Source organism: Ideonella benzenivorans (assembly GCF_020387415.1).
Lineage (GTDB): Bacteria > Pseudomonadota > Gammaproteobacteria > Burkholderiales > Burkholderiaceae_C > Ideonella > Ideonella benzenivorans.
Genome location: NZ_JAGWCB010000012.1, coordinates 647,730 through 663,852, shown reverse-complemented (window position 1 = coordinate 663,852; position 16,123 = coordinate 647,730). Strand labels below are relative to the sequence as shown.

Annotated in this window: 17 protein-coding genes; 15 read left to right on the top strand and 2 right to left on the bottom strand. The window is 70.4% G+C overall.

Features of this window, described 5'->3' with window-relative positions:
- Nucleotides 1-3 precede the first annotated feature (3 nt).
- Both KGA65_RS15830 and fliE read right to left on the bottom strand, forming a co-directional pair.
- The gene (locus KGA65_RS15830) at nt 4-1,485 is read right to left on the bottom strand and encodes a glycosyltransferase family 2 protein (protein ID WP_225864069.1); all 1,482 of its coding nucleotides are present in this window, start codon (nt 1,483-1,485) and stop codon (nt 4-6) included.
- A gap of 35 nt (nt 1,486-1,520) precedes the next feature.
- Nucleotides 1,521-1,844: a flagellar hook-basal body complex protein FliE gene (fliE, locus tag KGA65_RS15825; protein WP_225864068.1), complete on the bottom strand. Its 324-nt coding sequence runs from the start codon at nt 1,842-1,844 to the stop codon at nt 1,521-1,523.
- Between the two features lie 178 nt (nt 1,845-2,022).
- On the opposite strand from fliE, the gene fliF reads away from it, so the two are divergent.
- The 15 genes from fliF (at nt 2,023) to KGA65_RS15750 (ending at nt 16,107) form a co-directional block, all read left to right on the top strand.
- A complete protein-coding gene (gene fliF, locus KGA65_RS15820) occupies nt 2,023-3,723 on the top strand; it encodes a flagellar basal-body MS-ring/collar protein FliF (RefSeq protein WP_225864067.1) in 1,701 nt (566 codons plus the stop codon).
- 12 nt (nt 3,724-3,735) lie between these two features.
- Nucleotides 3,736-4,746, top strand: coding sequence for a flagellar motor switch protein FliG (fliG, locus tag KGA65_RS15815; RefSeq protein ID WP_225864066.1), 1,011 nt, complete (start codon nt 3,736-3,738; stop codon nt 4,744-4,746).
- On the top strand, nt 4,733-5,530 hold the full coding sequence (locus KGA65_RS15810; protein WP_225864065.1) for a FliH/SctL family protein: 798 nt from the start codon (nt 4,733-4,735) through the stop codon (nt 5,528-5,530). The genes fliG and KGA65_RS15810 overlap by 14 nt, the downstream gene beginning before the upstream one ends.
- Nucleotides 5,530-6,948: a flagellar protein export ATPase FliI gene (fliI, locus tag KGA65_RS15805; protein WP_310740977.1), complete on the top strand. Its 1,419-nt coding sequence runs from the start codon at nt 5,530-5,532 to the stop codon at nt 6,946-6,948. The genes KGA65_RS15810 and fliI overlap by 1 nt, the downstream gene beginning before the upstream one ends.
- Nucleotides 6,949-6,973: 25 nt before the next feature.
- On the top strand, nt 6,974-7,432 hold the full coding sequence (gene fliJ / locus KGA65_RS15800; protein WP_225864064.1) for a flagellar export protein FliJ: 459 nt from the start codon (nt 6,974-6,976) through the stop codon (nt 7,430-7,432).
- Nucleotides 7,433-7,466: 34 nt separating this feature from the next.
- Entirely contained in the window at nt 7,467-8,714 is a 1,248-nt protein-coding gene (locus tag KGA65_RS21095; RefSeq protein ID WP_310740976.1) for a flagellar hook-length control protein FliK, read from the top strand.
- 164 nt (nt 8,715-8,878) lie between these two features.
- Nucleotides 8,879-9,487: a flagellar basal body-associated FliL family protein gene (locus KGA65_RS15790; RefSeq protein ID WP_225864063.1), complete on the top strand. Its 609-nt coding sequence runs from the start codon at nt 8,879-8,881 to the stop codon at nt 9,485-9,487.
- Between the two features lie 28 nt (nt 9,488-9,515).
- Entirely contained in the window at nt 9,516-10,520 is a 1,005-nt protein-coding gene (gene fliM, locus KGA65_RS15785) for a flagellar motor switch protein FliM (protein WP_225864062.1), read from the top strand.
- Nucleotides 10,510-10,962, top strand: a complete 453-nt coding sequence (gene fliN / locus KGA65_RS15780; RefSeq protein ID WP_225864061.1) for a flagellar motor switch protein FliN — start codon at nt 10,510-10,512, stop codon at nt 10,960-10,962. The genes fliM and fliN overlap by 11 nt, the downstream gene beginning before the upstream one ends.
- A gap of 25 nt (nt 10,963-10,987) precedes the next feature.
- On the top strand, nt 10,988-11,368 hold the full coding sequence (locus KGA65_RS15775) for a FliO/MopB family protein (RefSeq protein ID WP_225864060.1): 381 nt from the start codon (nt 10,988-10,990) through the stop codon (nt 11,366-11,368).
- Nucleotides 11,355-12,146, top strand: a complete 792-nt coding sequence (fliP, locus tag KGA65_RS15770) for a flagellar type III secretion system pore protein FliP (RefSeq protein WP_225864059.1) — start codon at nt 11,355-11,357, stop codon at nt 12,144-12,146. The genes KGA65_RS15775 and fliP overlap by 14 nt, the downstream gene beginning before the upstream one ends.
- 17 nt (nt 12,147-12,163) lie before the next feature.
- The gene (gene fliQ, locus KGA65_RS15765) at nt 12,164-12,436 is read left to right on the top strand and encodes a flagellar biosynthesis protein FliQ (RefSeq protein ID WP_225864058.1); all 273 of its coding nucleotides are present in this window, start codon (nt 12,164-12,166) and stop codon (nt 12,434-12,436) included.
- Nucleotides 12,433-13,197, top strand: coding sequence for a flagellar biosynthetic protein FliR (gene fliR, locus KGA65_RS15760; RefSeq protein ID WP_225864057.1), 765 nt, complete (start codon nt 12,433-12,435; stop codon nt 13,195-13,197). Before fliQ ends, fliR begins: the two co-directional genes overlap by 4 nt.
- Before the next feature lie 31 nt (nt 13,198-13,228).
- Nucleotides 13,229-14,863 carry a response regulator gene (locus tag KGA65_RS15755; RefSeq protein WP_225864056.1) on the top strand — a complete coding sequence of 545 codons (1,635 nt, stop codon included), beginning with the start codon at nt 13,229-13,231 and terminating at the stop codon, nt 14,861-14,863.
- A gap of 104 nt (nt 14,864-14,967) precedes the next feature.
- A complete protein-coding gene (locus KGA65_RS15750) occupies nt 14,968-16,107 on the top strand; it encodes an EscU/YscU/HrcU family type III secretion system export apparatus switch protein (RefSeq protein ID WP_225864055.1) in 1,140 nt (379 codons plus the stop codon).
- Nucleotides 16,108-16,123 lie beyond the last annotated feature (16 nt).

Genomic DNA, 16,123 nt, shown 5'->3' with positions numbered 1-16,123 from the left:
CGGTCAGCTTCGGGCCAGCAGGGCGCGCGTGGCCGCTGGCAGCGTGTCGCGCCAGGGCAGGCCGCGGTGCTGCGTCAAGCGCACCCGCTCGGCCAGCGTGTCGTAGCGACGGCCCCGCAGCGCCTGGGCGCACCGGGACAGCAGCGCGGGATCGGATTCCCCCCGCTCACGGGCGATCCGCGAGCGCAAGGCGGCGGCCCGGTCATCCTGTTGCTGGCAGGCGAGGTCGGCAAACTGCGCCGCGCCGTCGATGTCCCCCGTGGCCTGCGACAACTCCGCGCTCAGCAGCATCAAGGCCGCCAGCGCATGGGGAATGGTCGTGGCCGTGGCGGCCAGGTCGTTGAGCCCCTCGGCCACGGTGTCGAGGCGACCGGCCCGCAGGTGAAGGCGCAGCAGTTCGCACGCCAGGGTGACGGTCTGCCGGGGCGAGGCCTCTTCCAGGCCCCGGGCCCAGGCTGCCTCCGCCTGTTCGGCATGCCCCTGTTGGCTGGCCAGCCAGCCCAGCCAGTACCAGGCTTGGGTGGGTTGCGCATCGGGGTCGTGCTGCAGCAGGTCCATGTCATCCCGCGGGCGGTCCAGAAAGCGGCGCAGCAGATGGGTCGCGGCGGGCGCATCGCCGGCCCGCGCCAGGGCGCGACCGGCACTGAAATCAAGACTGCTGCCCAGGTGCCCGGTCATTCCCTGGCAGTGGTCGACCGCCTCGGCGAGCCGCCCTTGCGCGGTCAGGCTGTTCAGCGCCTCGGCAAACAGGCGGGGCAGGAAGGGCAGCTCCTGCTGCTGGGCCGCAGGCAGCCGGCGGGCCCGCTGCAGGGTCGTGAGCAACTGGGCGTCCCGTTCCTGGCTCGCCTGCGGGGGCAGGCTGAGGGCCAGCTTGTAGGCGAGGTAGAGATCGTCGGGCTGCTCCAGGACGGCCTGGCGCAGCAGCCGCAGATTGCGTTCCCGTTTGCGTTGGCGCTCCGCGGCGTCGACATAGCTGTGGTCACAGATGCGCAGGCCGCTGTCGGGCCAGTCGCTGCAGCCCATGGCCAGCAGACTGGGCGCGATGTCCTCGTGCACGCGCCCCTGGAAGCGGATGCGCGGGTCGTTGCGCCAGAGTCGCAGGTTGGCCAGCGAGCTCACGATCGCTCCGTCCGGTCCCAGGCGGTCGATCATCACGATCTGAGCCTGCACCGGGCGGGACAAGGCGGCCTGCAGTGCGGGCCGGCTGCCGCCCGCCAGTTCCTGGTCGGCATCGATCGACAGGATCCAGGGCTGCGTGGCCGCCGCGATGGCGACATTGCGCGCAGCCGAGAAGTCATCGGTCCACGGTGTCTCCAGGAGCCGCGCGCCCAGGCTGCGGGCCAGCTCCTGGGTCGCATCCCGGCTGCCGGTGTCCACGACCACCACTTCGGCGGCCAGGCCGCGCACGGACCCGATCAGGCGACCCAGATGGCGTTCCTCATCGCGCGCGATCAGGCACACCGACAGGGGCAGGGGCGGGGACATCGACCAGGGGGCGGGCGCCACGGCTGCCAAGAGCCTCAGACCTGCATGTTCATGATGTCGGTGTAGGCCTGCACCATGCGGTTGCGCACCGAGATCGTGGCCTGGAAGCCGACCTGGGCCTTTTGCATGGCCACCATCGTGTCCTCCAGCGACACCGAGGGATTGTCCAGCTGCAGCTCACGCTGCAGGCGGGCGCTCTCGTTCTGGGCGGTGCTGACCTGCTGCAGCGCGCTGGCCATGGCGGTCTGAAAGTCACCCTTCTGGGTCGCACGGGTGCGCGCCAGCGGGGTGCCGTCCGGCGCCAGGCCGGCCTTGGCCACCGCCTGGTTGAAGTCGAAGGGCTTGAGTTTCAGATCCATGGCAAATCCTCCACGGTTTCGGGAGCGATGGACGAGATGGTAGGGGCCCGCGGCCCGCGCGAAGAACGGAACTGCCTCGGGATTGGGCGGTTTCTTCCGCCATGGCCGGCCCGGCGCCTGTCCAACAATCGACGCACTGCCCCCCGTGGGTCCACCTTCGTCGATCCGTCGCCACACCATGGACACCGCTGTTGCCTCCCCTGCGCCGCTGCAGCCGCTTGAGCCGGCCGAGCCGCCCCAGAAATTCCTGGGCAAGCTGGCTGCCATGCCCTCGTCGGCCAAGATGAAGCTGGGCGCCGCGGTGGCCGCGGTGCTGGCCGCGGTCGTGGCCATGGCCATCTGGGCCGGGCAGGGCGACTGGAAGATCCTCTACGCCAACCTGCCGGACAAGGAAGCCGGAGCGATCCTGGCCCAGCTCCAGCAGATGAACGTGCCTTACAAGTACAGCGACGGCGGCGCCGCCATCATGGTGCCGGCCGACAAGCTCTACGACCTGAAGATGAAGCTGGCCGCCGCCGGCCTGCCCAAGGCCAGCGTGGCGGGCAATGAGCTGCTGGACAACGCCCGCTTCGGCCAGACCGACCGCCAGGAACGCAGCAACATGCAGCGCGCCCTCGAAGGCGAGCTGGTGCGCACCATCCTGAAGCTCGATGGTGTCGAGGATGCCCGCGTGCACCTGGCCTTGCCGCAGCAGAACGGCTTCTTCCGTGAACAACAGAAACCCAGCGCCAGTGTGATGCTGACGATGCTCGCCGGGCGCAGCCTGGACCGGGGCCAGGCTGCTGCCATCGTGCACCTGGTGTCCTCCAGCGTGCCGGACCTGGACGCCAAAGCCGTCAGCGTGGTGGATCAGCACGGCAACCTGCTCTCCGGCCCCGGCGAGAACTCGCAGCAAAGCCTGGACGAGCAGCAGCTGCGCTATGTCCACCAGGTCGAGTCCAGCTACCTCAAGCGGGTGCAGGACATCCTGGAGCCGGTGGTCGGGCACGACAACCTGCGGGCCGCCGTGACGGCCGAGCTCGACTTCACCCAGAGCGAAGCCACCTCTGAGCAGTTCCGCCCCAACCAGGGCGATCAACCGGCCGCGGTGCGCAGCCAGCAGAACTCCGAATCGACCAACCAGGGCAACACCGTGCCCACCGGCGTGCCCGGCGCCGCCACCAACCAGCCGCCGGTGCCGGCCCAGGCGCCCATCAACGGCGCCTCCGCTCCGCTGCAGGCGGCCTATGCCGCCACCAATGGCGGCAACAGCAAGAAGGAATCGGTCACCAACTACGAGGTCGACAAGACCGTGCGGGTGACCCGCAACGCCACCGGCATGATCAAGCGGCTCAATGCGGCCGTGGTCATCAACTACCGCACCGCCACCGATGCCAAGGGCAAGACCAGCACCCAGCCGCTGAGCCAGGACGAGCTCGACAAGCTGACCGCCCTGGTGCAGGAGGCGGTGGGCTACGACAAGAACCGTGGCGACTCGGTGCGCGTCATCAACGCCCCGTTCCAGGCGCCGGCCGAGCCGCAGGACGACAAGCTGCCGCTGTGGCAACAGCCCTGGGTGAAGGACCTGCTGCACACCGCGGCGGTGCCGGCAGCGCTGACCCTGGTGGCGCTGGCCCTGATCTTCGGGGTCATCCGGCCCACGCTGAAGGATGTGTTTGCGCCGCCGCCCCCGCCGCCCAGCGAGGACGAGGCCAAGCTGGCCCAGCTCGACGCGGTGGTGGACGACGTGCAGGCTCTGCCGGACGAGACGGCCGGGATCCCGCTGCTGGAATCGACCGCGGTCAACGGCAAGCTGGAGGCGGCGCGTCAGCTGGCCCGCGACAACCCGGCAGCGGTGGCCAACATCATGCGCGAGTGGGTGACCGGCGAGGCCGCCTGACGGGGACTGACCATGGCAAAAGAAAGCACCGAGGACCAAAGCGTCGAGGACGCGGCCATCCTGCTGATGTCCCTGGGCGAGGAAGAAGCGGCCAACGTCTTCAAGCACCTGGGCCCCAAGGAAGTGCAGAAGCTCGGCGAGACCATCGCCCGGCTCAAGGTCATCCCGCGCGAGCGCGTGGAGCAGGTGCTCGACCGCTTCACCACCGTCGCCTCCGAGCAGCACATGCTGGTCAACGACACCGACGAGTACGTCAAATCGGTGCTGCGCAAGGCCCTGGGTGAGGACAAGGCCAACCTGCTGATCGACCGCATCCTGCAGGGCAGCGATGTCAGCGGCATCGAGAGCCTGAAGTGGATGGACGGCGCCTCGGTGGCCGAACTGCTGCGCAACGAACACCCGCAGATCATTGCCGCCATCCTCGTGCATCTGGATTTCGACCAGGCTTCTCAAGTCCTGAAGTCCTTTACCGAGCGGCAGCGCAACGAAGTGCTGATCCGCATCGCCACGCTCGACGGCATCCAGCCGGCCGCGTTGAAGGACCTCAACGAGGTGCTCAGCAAGGTGCTGGCCGGCGGCGACCGCCTGAAGAAGGCCACGCTGGGCGGCGTGAAGACCGCCGCAGAGATCATCAACATGCTCGGCTCCTCGGTCGAGACCTCGGTGCTGGACTACATCCGCGAGGCCGATGGCGACCTGGCCCAGAAGATCATGGACAACATGTTCACCTTCGACGATGTGAACAAGCTGGACGATCGGGCCATCCAGACCGTGCTCAAGGAAGTGCAGGGCGACTCGCTGATCATCGCCCTCAAGGGCGCCACGCCGGAGCTGCGCGAGCGCATCTTCAAGAACATGTCCAGCCGCGCGGCCGAATCGCTGCGCGAGGACCTCGAATCGCGCGGCCCGGTGCGGGTGGCCGAGGTCGAATCCGAGCAGAAGGAAATTCTCAAGGTGGTGCGCCGTCTGGTGGACGAAGGCCAGATCGTGATTGCCTCCGGAGGCGGCGATGACTTCGTCTAAACCGGTGCCGCCGCGTCCCGTGCCACCGCCCCAGGGGGGCGTGCAGCGCCCGGCTTCCGCCTACACCCGCTTCATCCCGCGCGAGGAACTGTCGGACTTCGCCGCCTGGACGCCGGACGCCTTTGGTGGCCCGGCCCGCCCGGCGCCCTGGTCCGCCGCGACCCAGGCGGCCGAGCCGGAGGTGCCGCCCTTCGAGGAGCCACCGGTCGAGACCGGCCCCAGTGCCGAGGAATGGGAGGCCCGCATCCACGACGCCCGCCAGCAGGGCTGGAGCGATGGCTACCGCGACGGGCTGGAAGCCCTGGAGGCCGCCAAGCGCCAGTTCGCCCAGCAGGTCAGCGCCCAGGTGGCGCAGGTGGTGGCCGCGTTCCAGGACGAGCTGGGCCTGTTGGAAACCCGGTTGGCCGAGACGCTGGTCGAGACCGCCGTGACGCTGGCCCGCCAGGTCGTGCGCAGCGAACTGAAACAGCGGCCCGACTGCATCGTGCAGGTGGCCCGCGAGGCCACGGCTGCGGTGGTGCTGTCGGCCCGTCACCTGCGGCTGCGGGTGAATCCGGACGATGCCGAGCTGGTGGCCCAGGGCGCTGGGGATGATCTGAAGGCCCGCGAGGTGCAGCTGGTGCCCGATGCCGAGATCGCGCGTGGCGGCTGCCGGGTCGAATCCGACCTGGGCCAGGTGGACGCCAGCATCGCGACCCGCTGGGCGCATGCCGCCGCGGTGTTCGACGTGCCGCTGGCCTGGGACGAGGCCGAGACCACACCGCACGAGGCAGGGAGCGTCTGATGGCCGGCCAGCAACCCGTCGAGCGCAGCCAGCGCTGGGACCGCTTCCTTCAGGACATGCGGCTGTACGCCGGCCTGCCCCAGCCGCTGGAGATGCAGGGCACGCTGGTGCGCGTCACCGGCCTGGTGCTGGAGGCCGCCGGTGTGCGCGCCCCGGTGGGGGCCGTCTGCGCCGTGGGCGGCACCGGCAGCGAGCCGCCGGTGATGGCCGAGGTGGTCGGCTTCAACGGCGACCGCGCCTACCTGATGCCCACTGGCGACCTGGTGGGCCTGGCCAGCGGGGCCCGGGTGGCGCCGCTGCCGGTGCCGCAGATCCCGCCGCAGTTCGGGCTGGAGAACCACCCCTGGCGCCGCAGCGAGGACCGCGGCCTGCACCTGCCGATGGGCGACGGCCTGCTGGGCCGGGTGGTGGATGCCCAGGGCCAGCCGATGGACCGCGCCGGCCCGCTGCGCAACGTGCAGAACGAGCCGATGGGACGCCGCCCGATCAACGCGATGGACCGCGACCCGGTGCGCCAGCCGCTGGACACCGGCGTGCGCGCCATCAACAGCCTGCTCACCGTGGGCCGCGGCCAGCGCCTGGGCCTGTTCGCCGGCACCGGCGTGGGCAAGTCGGTGCTGCTGGGCATGATGGCCCGCTACACCGAGGCCGATGTGATCGTGGTCGGCCTGATCGGCGAGCGCGGCCGTGAAGTGAAGGAATTCATCGAGGACATCCTGGGCGAAGAGGGCCTGGCCCGCGCCGTGGTGGTGGCCGCCCCGGCCGATGCGCCGCCGCTGGTGCGCATGCAGGGCGCCAGCTACGCCACCGCCATCGCCGAGCATTTCCGCGACAAGGGCCAGCATGTGCTGCTGCTGATGGACAGCCTGACCCGCTACGCGATGGCCCAGCGCGAGATCGCCCTGGCCATCGGCGAGCCGCCGGCCACCAAGGGCTATCCGCCCAGCTGCTTCGCCAAGCTGCCGCAGCTGGTCGAGCGCTCGGGCAACGGCCTGAACGGCGTCGGCTCCATCACCGCCTTCTACACCGTGCTGACCGAGGGCGACGACCCGCAGGACCCGATCGCCGACTCGGCCCGCGGCATCCTGGACGGCCACATCGTGCTCAGCCGCGAGCTGGCCGAGAGCGGCCACTTCCCGGCCATCGACGTCGAGAAGTCGATCTCGCGCGTGATGACCTCGGTGGCCCCGCGCGAGCACCTGGACGCCGCCCGCCGCGCCCGCCAGTGGCTGGCCAAGTTCAACAAGGCCCGCGACCTGATCCAGCTGGGCGCCTATGCGCCCGGCAGCGACCCGGAGCTGGACGCCGCCGTCAAGGTGCATCCGCAGCTGGTGGCGCTGCTGCAGCAAGGCATGCACGAACAGGCCCCGCTGGAGGCCAGCCGCCGTGCGCTGCAGCGGCTGAACCCCGCCGGCTGACCCCCTTTGCTGAAGGAACGCCACCATGGACCGCATCCACATCCTGGGCACCTTGCTGGAGCGTGAGCGCAAGCGCCGCGACCAGGCCCTGCAGGAATGCCGCGAGCTGGAGCGCCAGGCCCAGGCCGCGCTGGGCCAGGTGCAGACCCTGCAGGACTACCGGCTGGAGTACCAGCAGCGCTGGTCCGGCCAGTTCCGGCAGGCCGCGCCGATCGAGATCCTGCGCTGCTACCACGGCTTCGTCGGCCGCCTGGACCAGGCCATCAACGCCCAGCAGGGGGTGGCCCAGCAGGCTGAGACCCGCTGCCAGGCCGGCCGCGAGCGCCTGCGCCAGCGGGAGCTGAAGCTGGCCACCGTCCAGCGGCTGATCGAACGCCGTCAGCACCTGCTGCGCCAGGCGGCCGAGCGCCGCGAGCAGAAGCAGAGCGACGAGGCGGCCCAGCGCAAGGCCTGGGCGGCACGCCGCGACCTGGCTGCCATCTGATGAACCCTCCCGTCTGACGTCGAAAGCACCCGCCATGGCCCTGACCTCTGAAACCAGCACCTCCGCCCTGGAACGCCTCGCCACCACCAAGTCGGCCACGCAGCGGCAACAGTCACGTACCGGCCACAGCACCCCGGCCAGCCACGTGGCCCAGGCCGGCAACGGCCAGACGGACGGCCTGAGCGCGCATGCCAAGAGCTTTGCGCAGATGCTGCGCAACCGCCACGCCGGCCAGAACGCCGGCGGGCAAGAGACCGACACCCGCCTGCAGGCCCGCCACACGGCCACCCGCAAGGCCGAGAAGGCCAGCCAGGAGGCCGAAGCCAGCGCCGCCCCCGGGACCAGCCAGGACGCCACGGCCCGGAAGACGGCCACCGAGGACACCGAGGCCGCCGCCGCCCAGGCTCAGACCCCGGCGCAGGCCGCCAGCCCGTCCACCGTGGCGCTGGTCCGTGGCGGCGCCGACGCCGCGCGCGGCCGGCGCGCCGGTCCGGAGGGCCTGCAGGGCCAGACGGCCCGTGCCGGCGGCGGCGAAGGCCGCCACACCGCGGCGGCAGGCCACCGGTCGGCCGAGGCCGCTGCCCCCGAGACGGGCGCGGCCGCAGGGGCGCGTGCGGCAGGGCCGGGGGCGTTTGCCGCCGCGCTGCAGCAGGCCGGCGATGCCACGACCGGGGCCGACGGCAGCCTGCGCGCCGTGCTGGCCGCCACCCACGACAGCACCCCGGCCCCCGGGGCCGCCACGGCCGACCCCGGCCTGGCCAGCCTGGGCGCGCTGGCTGCACCCAACGCCGCCCCGGCGGCCGGCAGCCCGGATGCCCCGGCCCCCGCCAGCGCCACCGCCCAGTTGCCGATGGCGCCCGATCACCCCGAATTCCCGGCGGCGCTGGGGGTGCAGCTGAGCACCTGGGTGCAGGACGGCATCGAGCACGCCACGCTGGAACTGCATCCCCAGGACCTGGGCCCGATCGAGGTGCACATCGCCGTGCGCGATGGCCAGACCCAGGTGGACCTGAACTCCGCCGTGCCCGGCACGCGCGAGGCGCTGAACCTGGCGCTGCCCCAGCTGTCCTCCCAGCTCGACGGCGTGGGGCTGAGCCTGGCCGGCGGCAGCGTTTCCGACCAGGGCCGCCGTGGCTTCGATTCGCCCTCCGGACAGGCCGCCGGCAGCGGCCGCGGCCGCAGCACCACCGCCCTGGGCGGGGTCGCGGGCGCCGATGACAGCGCGGCCGGGGCGGCCCGGCCGGTGGTGCGCCAGCGCGGCCTGGTCGACTTCTACGCCTGAACCGGGCCTGCCGCCCCGGGGCCCCGCCCCGCGGCCAGGCGGCAAAAAGGCCCGCTTTTCCCGGCTTAGCGCCACCCCGGCGCTCCCAATAATCCCTTCATGTCAGGAGCATTCCGTCCCTCGTCCGGGGCGGGGCTCCCCAGAAAAGGGAACAAGGAGCCGCCATGTCCGCCGCAGCGCCCGCCGCCGATGCGCCGCCCCCCAAGGGCAAGAAGAAGCTGATCATCATCGTGCTCGCGCTTGTCCTGCTGCTGGTGCTGGGTGGGGGGGCGGCCGCCTTCCTGCTGCTGAAAAAGCAATCGGCTGACGGCGAGGACGGCGGCGACGAGACCGCCCAGGTCGAGAAGAAGCCCAAGCGTGAACACAAGAAGGAGGATCCCAAGCATCCGCCGGTGTTCGTGCCGCTGGACCCCTTCGTCGTCAACCTGGCCGACCGCGACAGCGACCGCTACGCCCAGATCGGCGTGACCCTGCAGGTCGAGGACGAGAAGGCCAGCGAAGAGATCAAGGCCTATCTGCCGGCCATCCGCAACAACATCCTGCTGCTGCTGGGGCACAAAAGCTCCGAGGACCTGATGGCCGAGGGCGGCAAGGAAAAGCTGGCCCAGCAGATCCTGCGTGAGTCGGCTCTGCCGCTGGGCATCGAGCTGGAAGACCCGGACGAGGTCGAGGAGGCCCCGACGCCGGGCAAGAAGAAACGCCGCCGCAGCTACGACTCGATCGACGACTCGCCGATCAAGGCGGTGCAGTTCTCCAGCTTCATCATCCAGTAGCCCGCACCGGATTACCGAGGTCCGTCCCGTGAACCAGCAGATTCTTTCGCAAGACGAAGTCGACGCGCTGCTGCAGGGCATCACCGGCGAAAGCCAGAAGCTCGAGCAGGAGGAGGCGCCCGTCGATGGCGTGCGCCCCTACGACCTGGCGAGCCAGGAGCGCATCGTCCGTGGTCGCATGCCGACCATGGAGATCATCAACGAACGCTTCGCGCGCAACATCCGCGTCGGGCTGTTCAACATGATCCGCAAGAGCCCCGAGGTCTCGATCGGCGGCATCAAGGTGCAGAAGTACAGCGCCTTCCTGCGCGAGATCGTGGTGCCCACCAACTTCAACCTGATGCAGGTGCGGCCGCTGCGCGGCTCGGGCCTGATCGTCTGCGACCCGAGCATCGTGTTCGCCGTGATCGACGCGCTGTTCGGTGGCTCCGGCAAGTTCCACACCCGCATCGAGGGCCGCGACTTCTCGGCCACCGAGCAGCGGGTGATCGAACGCCTGGTGGCCTGCATCGCCGAGGAATACAAGCGCGCCTGGCGCGGCATCTACCCGCTGGAGCTGGACTACCAGCGCTCGGAGATGCAACCCCAGTTCGCCAACATCGCCACCCCCAGCGAGATCATCGTGGCCACCAGCTTCACGCTGGAGATCGGCGAGACCTCGGGCTCGGTGCACTTCTGCATTCCCTACTCGACGCTGGAGCCCATCCGCGACGTGTTGTATTCGTCGATGCAGGGCGATTCCGTCGAGGTGGACCACCGCTGGGTCAAGCTGCTCAAGCAGCAGATCCAGGCGGCCGAGGTGGACCTGGTGGCCGAGCTGGGCACGGCCCCGGCCACGGTGGAGCAGCTGCTGGCCCTCAAGCCGGGCGACTTCATCGAGCTGGACCTGGAGCCGCAGATCCAGGCCAAGGTGGACGGCGTGCCCGTCTTCGACTGCCACTACGGCACCTCCAACGGGCATTACGCCATCAAGATCGAACGTTTGCTGACCGGCTCCAACCTGGGCTGGCTGGGAGATCACAATGTCAGCTGAAGAAGCGAACACCCCGCAGGACGGCGACCAGGACGACATGGCCGACGCCTGGGCGGCGGCCCTGGCCGAGTCCAAGGCCGCCAGCCCGGTGGCCAGCGAGGTCAGCCCCGCGCCCGAGCAGGTGTCGCCGGCCGCCTTCACCAACTTCGCGCCCACCACGGGCGGGGCGGGGGCCGGCAACGACATCAACATGATCCTGGACATCCCCGTCCAGCTGACCGTGGAGCTGGGCCGCACCCGCATCCCGATCAAGAACATCCTGCAGCTGGCCCAGGGCTCGGTGGTCGAGCTGGACGCGCTGGCTGGCGAGCCGATGGACGTGCTGGTCAACGGCTTCCTGATCGCCCAGGGCGAGGTGGTGGTGGTGAACGACAAGTTCGGTATCCGCCTGACCGACATCGTCACCCCCAGCGAGCGCATGCGCCGCCTGAGCCGTCTGTGAGCGGGCCGCACCACCGGGTTTCACCATGACTTCGATCACCTCGTCTCTGCTGCCGCTGCTGGCCTTCCTGCTGGTGGTGGCGCTGATCCCGCTGGCCCTGTGGCTGCTGCGCCGCAGCGGCCTGGCCGGCACCGGCCAACCCGGCCTGATGCGCACCGTCTCCAGCCTGTCGCTGTCGCCCTCGCAGAAGGTGGTGGTGGTGGAACTGGGCCAGGGCGCGGGCGCCAAGTGGCTGGTGCTGGGCGTCAGCGGTGAGCGCATCACCCCGCTGCACACGCTGGACACCCCGCTGAGCCTGCCCACCGGCGAGCTGGCCCAGCCGCAGGCGGTGACGGTGCAGCAGCTGATCCAGCGCTGGCGCCAGCCGCGCGAGGGCGGGCAGGGAGGCCAGGATGGCCAGCACTGAGCCGCGTGCCGTGCGGCCGCACCGGGCCGTGCGCCTGGGCCTGGCGGCCCTGGGTCTGCTGGCGCTCAGCCTGCCGGCGGCGGCCCAGGTGGCCGCCCCCAGTGGCCCGACCTTGCCGCTGATGGTGGGGCAGGGCGGCGGTGGCACCAGCTACTCGGTGCCGATCCAGACCCTGCTGTTCTTCACCGCGCTGTCCTTCCTGCCGGCGGTGCTGCTGCTGATGACCGGCTTCACCCGCATCGTCATCGTGCTGTCGCTGCTGCGCCAGGCGATGGGCACCCAGGCGGCGCCGCCCAACCAGGTGGTGATCGGCCTGTCGCTGTTCCTGACCTTCTTCGTGATGTCGCCGACGCTGGACAAGGTCTACGAGCAGGCCTGGGCGCCGTACTCGGCCAACCAGATCGACTTCACCGAGGCGCTGCAGCGCGGCCAGGCGCCGATGCGCGCCTTCATGCTCAAGCAGACCCGCCAGTCCGACATGGAACTGTTCGCCAAGCTGGCCAAGGTGGACCCCAAGGTCAAGGGCGAGGACATGCCCTTCAAGGTCATCGTGCCGGCCTTCGTCACCAGCGAGCTCAAGACCGCCTTCCAGATCGGCTTCCTGATCTTCATCCCCTTCCTGGTCATCGACATGATCGTCGCCAGCGTGCTGATGAGCCTGGGGATGATGATGCTCTCGCCGGTGCTGGTGGCCCTGCCGTTCAAGCTGATGCTGTTCGTGCTGGCCGACGGCTGGAACCTGCTGCTGGGCTCGCTGGCGGCCAGCTTCGCGCAGTGAACTGAAAGGACTGCTCCATGGATGCGACCCAGGTCTTCACCATCGGCCAGCGCGGCCTCTTGATGCTGCTGCAGGTCTCCGCGCCGATGCTCATCGTGGTGCTGATCGTCGGCGTGCTGGTCAGCGTGTTCCAGGCCGCGACCTCAATCAACGAGGCCACGCTGACCTTCGTGCCCAAGCTGCTCGCCGCCGTCGCCGTGATGGCGATTGCCGGCCCCTGGATGCTCAGCCAGCTGGTCGACTACCTGCGCAGCATGCTGCTGTCCATTCCGATGGCCGCGGGCGGATGATCTCGTTCTCCGAGGCCCAGATCCTGGCGTGGGTCACGCCGGTGCTGTGGCCCTTCCTGCGGGTGCTGGCGCTGTTCCAGATCCTGCCGGTGCTGGGCCAGCGCAGCGTGCCCATGCGGGTGCGCATCGGCCTGTCCTTCCTGATCGCGGCCTGCGCCTCCGGCGTGGCGCCGCCGGTGGCTCCGGTGCCGCTGGATTCGCCGCTGGCCTTCGTGCTGGTGCTCCAGCAACTGCTGATCGGCCTCACACTGGGCTTTGCCGTGCGGCTGGTGTTTGCCGCGGTCGAACTGGCCGGGGAACTGATCGGCCTGCAGATGGGCATGAACTTCGCAGGCTTCTTCGACCCGGTGCTGGCCAGCCAGTCCACCGCGGCCAGCCGCTTCTTCGCCACGCTGGTGGGCTTTCTGTTCATCGTCACCAACGGCCACCTGCGCGTCATCGAGGCGGTGGTGGCCAGCCTGCAGGCCTTCCCGGTCGGGCCCGAGCCCTTCGCCTTTCTGCGCGCGGTGCAGCCGGCCACCTGGGGGGCGCAGATCTTCAGCCTGGGGCTGTGGATCGCGCTGCCGATGATGGCGGTGATGCTGTTCGTCAACCTGGTGCTGGGGGTGATCGCCCGGGTGGCGCCGCAATCCAACATCTTCGCGCTGGGGTTTCCGATCACGATCGGCGTGGGCCTGGTGGGCATGATGGCCATGCTGCCGATGCTCGAAACCCCCTTCCTCTCGACCCTGGAGAAGATGCTCTCGGCCTTTGGTGGCTGAGGCACCCCGCAACCGCCCGAAAGCCCGTCCCATGGTCTGGACCCTGAGTGGCTGTACCGCGCTGGTCATCGATCCCGGCGCCAGTTCCCGCAGCGTGCTGTCCGCCCAGCTGCGCGACCTGGGCGTGCCCAATGTCGTGCAGTGCGCCCGGCTGGCCGACGCCCGGCGCCGGCTGGAGACGGGCTGCTACGACCTGGTGCTGTGCGAGATGGACTTCCCGGAGTCCGGCGGACGCCATGGCGGGCAGGACCTGCTCGACGAACTGCAGCGCGGCGGGCACCTGCCCTGGTCCACGCTGTTCATCATGGTCACCGACGAGCGCTCGTATGCCAAGGTGGTGGAGGCGGCGGAATCCGCGCTGGACGCCTACCTGCTCAAGCCGATTGCCACCCAGGTGCTGCGCGAGCGGGTGATGCAGGCCCACAAGCGCCGCGTCGAGCTCGAGCAGGTCTACCTGGCGATCGAGGCGGGCCGTCTCGACGAGGCCGTGGGGCTGTGCCGGCAGCGGTTCGAGGCGCGCGGGCTGTTCTGGCGCTACGCCACCCGGGTCGGCATCGAACTGCTGATCCGCCAGGGCCGGGCCGAGGCCGCCTTGCCCTGGCTGGACGAGGTGCTGGCGCTGCAACCCTCGGCCTGGGCCCGGCTGGACAAGGTGCGCTGCCTGCAGGCCCGCCATCAGGCCGGCGGGGCGATGCAGCAGCTGCAGGCACTGATCGCCAGTGAGCCTGGCTGCGTCGAGGCCCAGGACCTGCTGGGCCGCACCCACCTGGGTCAGGGCCGGTTGGCCGAGGCGCTGGCGGCCTTCGCCCGGGCCGTCGAGCTGACGCCGGGCGACCTGCGCCGCCAGCAGCGCCTGGGCATGCTGTCCTGCTACCTGGGCGACTGGGCGGCCGGTGCGCGGGCGCTGGAGCATGTGCGCGCCCAAGGCGCCAATTCCAAGTCCTTTGACGACCAGAGCCTGGTGCTGCTGGCCGTGGCCCGCTTTCGCCAGCGTGACAGCAAGGCCCTGGCCCGCTGCGCGGCCGCCCTGCAGCAGGCCGCGGAGAGCGGCGACAGCGAGCGCAGCCGCCGTCAGCTGCTGCTGGCGCGGGCGCTGGACCGCCTGCTGCAGCGTCAGCCCGAGGAGGCGGTGGCCGCGCTGACCGCGCTGGCCGAGGCCCGCCAAGCCCCCGACTTCGACCTGGAAGGGGGCTGGAACTTGCTCACCGGGCTGGCCGCCGCCGCCCACGAAGGCATCGCGCTGCCCTTGGCCGAAGACTGGATCCGGGCAGTGGGGCGGCGCTTCATGGGCTCACGCACCGCCGCCGAGCTGCTGAGCCCCACCGTCGCCGCCGTGCCGGCCTGGGGTGAGCTGCTGCAGGCGGCCCAGCAGGAACTGGGGGCCATCACCGAACAGGCCCTGCGCCACAGCGCCGCGGGCGACCCGCAGACCGCCGTCGAGACCCTGCTGGACCAGGCCGAGCGCACCCTGAGCCCCCGTCTGTTGGACACCGCCCGTGGGGTGGTGGCGCGTGACGCCGCACAGCTGGCCGACGCGCCGGCGGTGCAGGCCCGGCTGGCCACCGTGGCGCGCCGGGTCGGGCTGCAGGCCTCGGCCCTGCCGCCCGGCCTGGGCGAGCAGAGCCGCCAGGGCATCCGCCTGCGGACCGATGCGGCCACCGGCTGAGGCGCTTCCAGGCAGGCACGGCGGCTAGGTCCGATCACCCGGGCTTTCTCCCCTCTTATCCGGCTCAAGTGCCGGGGGCGGTCGGGGCACCATAGGTCCCGACCATGGCCGACTCCGCCCAAGACCGCAACTTACCCGCCAGTGCCAAGAAGCAGGCCCGTGCGCGGGAGGATGGACAGGTTCCTCGTTCGAAGGACCTGGGCCATTTCACGGCCCTGGCGGCCGGCGGCGCGCTGCTGATCGGCTTGTCGCACCCGCTGGCCGGCTGGCTGCAGGATGTCTTGAGCAGCGGCCTGCGCTTCGGCCACGAGCAGGCGGTCAACCCGCAGGCCATGGGCGAGCTGTTCTGGCTGCTGGCCACGCGGGCGCTGCTGCTGGTGGTGCCGCTGGGCCTGGTGATGATCGGCGTCGGCGTCCTGACGGCGTTGCTCTCTGGCGGCTGGAACCTCAGCTTCAAGATCCTGCAGCCCAATTTCGGCCGCTTCAACCCGATCGCCGGGCTCGGGCGCCTGTTCGACAAGCAGCACGTGGTCGACGTGCTGAAGATGAGCGCGCTGGCCGCCGCCATCGGCACCGTGGGCTACCAGTACCTGAGCGCGCAGTTCATGGGCATGGTGTCACTGATGGCCGTGCCGCTGCCCAGCGCGATCGCCCAGATGGGCCGCACCATCGCCACCGGGTTCGGCCTGGTGATGCTGGTGGTGGGCGGCTGGGCCCTGATCGACGTGCCGCTGCAGCGCTTCCTCTGGCTGCAACGCCTGAAGATGACCCGCGAGGAAGCCAAGCAGGAAGCCAAGGACGCCGAAGGCAACATGGAGGTCAAGGGCAAGATCAAGCAGAAGATGCGCGAGATGGCCCGCAAGCGCATGCTGGCCGCCGTGCCCCAGGCCGACCTGGTGGTGATGAACCCGACCCACTACGCGGTGGCGCTGCGCTACGACGAGGCCTCGATGGGGGCGCCGCGGGTGATCGCCAAGGGGGCCGACCTGCTGGCGCTGAAGATCCGCGACATCGCCCGCGATGCCAAGGTGCCGGTGCTGCAGGCCCCGCCGCTGGCTCGGGCCCTCTACGCCCACGTCGAGATCGATCAAGAGGTGCCGGCCACGCTGTTCGCCGCCGTCGCCCAGGTGTTGGCCTGGGTCTACCAGCTGCGTGTGCGGGCCGATGTGGCGCCGCCCACGGTGGACGTGCCGCCCGAGCTCGACCCCCATCACCAACCCCCTGCCCGCGGAGCTGAGGAATGAACGCGCTGCAGATCCA

Coding starts and splice junctions, on each gene's coding strand:
- KGA65_RS15830 (WP_225864069.1), bottom strand. CDS start 1,485: ATGTCCCCGCCCCTGCCCCTGTCGGTGTGCCTGATCGCGCGCGATGAG.
- fliE (WP_225864068.1), bottom strand. CDS start 1,844: ATGGATCTGAAACTCAAGCCCTTCGACTTCAACCAGGCGGTGGCCAAG.
- fliF (WP_225864067.1), top strand. CDS start 2,023: ATGGACACCGCTGTTGCCTCCCCTGCGCCGCTGCAGCCGCTTGAGCCG.
- fliG (WP_225864066.1), top strand. CDS start 3,736: ATGGCAAAAGAAAGCACCGAGGACCAAAGCGTCGAGGACGCGGCCATC.
- KGA65_RS15810 (WP_225864065.1), top strand. CDS start 4,733: ATGACTTCGTCTAAACCGGTGCCGCCGCGTCCCGTGCCACCGCCCCAG.
- fliI (WP_310740977.1), top strand. CDS start 5,530: ATGGCCGGCCAGCAACCCGTCGAGCGCAGCCAGCGCTGGGACCGCTTC.
- fliJ (WP_225864064.1), top strand. CDS start 6,974: ATGGACCGCATCCACATCCTGGGCACCTTGCTGGAGCGTGAGCGCAAG.
- KGA65_RS21095 (WP_310740976.1), top strand. CDS start 7,467: ATGGCCCTGACCTCTGAAACCAGCACCTCCGCCCTGGAACGCCTCGCC.
- KGA65_RS15790 (WP_225864063.1), top strand. CDS start 8,879: ATGTCCGCCGCAGCGCCCGCCGCCGATGCGCCGCCCCCCAAGGGCAAG.
- fliN (WP_225864061.1), top strand. CDS start 10,510: ATGTCAGCTGAAGAAGCGAACACCCCGCAGGACGGCGACCAGGACGAC.
- KGA65_RS15775 (WP_225864060.1), top strand. CDS start 10,988: ATGACTTCGATCACCTCGTCTCTGCTGCCGCTGCTGGCCTTCCTGCTG.
- fliP (WP_225864059.1), top strand. CDS start 11,355: ATGGCCAGCACTGAGCCGCGTGCCGTGCGGCCGCACCGGGCCGTGCGC.
- fliQ (WP_225864058.1), top strand. CDS start 12,164: ATGGATGCGACCCAGGTCTTCACCATCGGCCAGCGCGGCCTCTTGATG.
- fliR (WP_225864057.1), top strand. CDS start 12,433: ATGATCTCGTTCTCCGAGGCCCAGATCCTGGCGTGGGTCACGCCGGTG.
- KGA65_RS15755 (WP_225864056.1), top strand. CDS start 13,229: ATGGTCTGGACCCTGAGTGGCTGTACCGCGCTGGTCATCGATCCCGGC.
- KGA65_RS15750 (WP_225864055.1), top strand. CDS start 14,968: ATGGCCGACTCCGCCCAAGACCGCAACTTACCCGCCAGTGCCAAGAAG.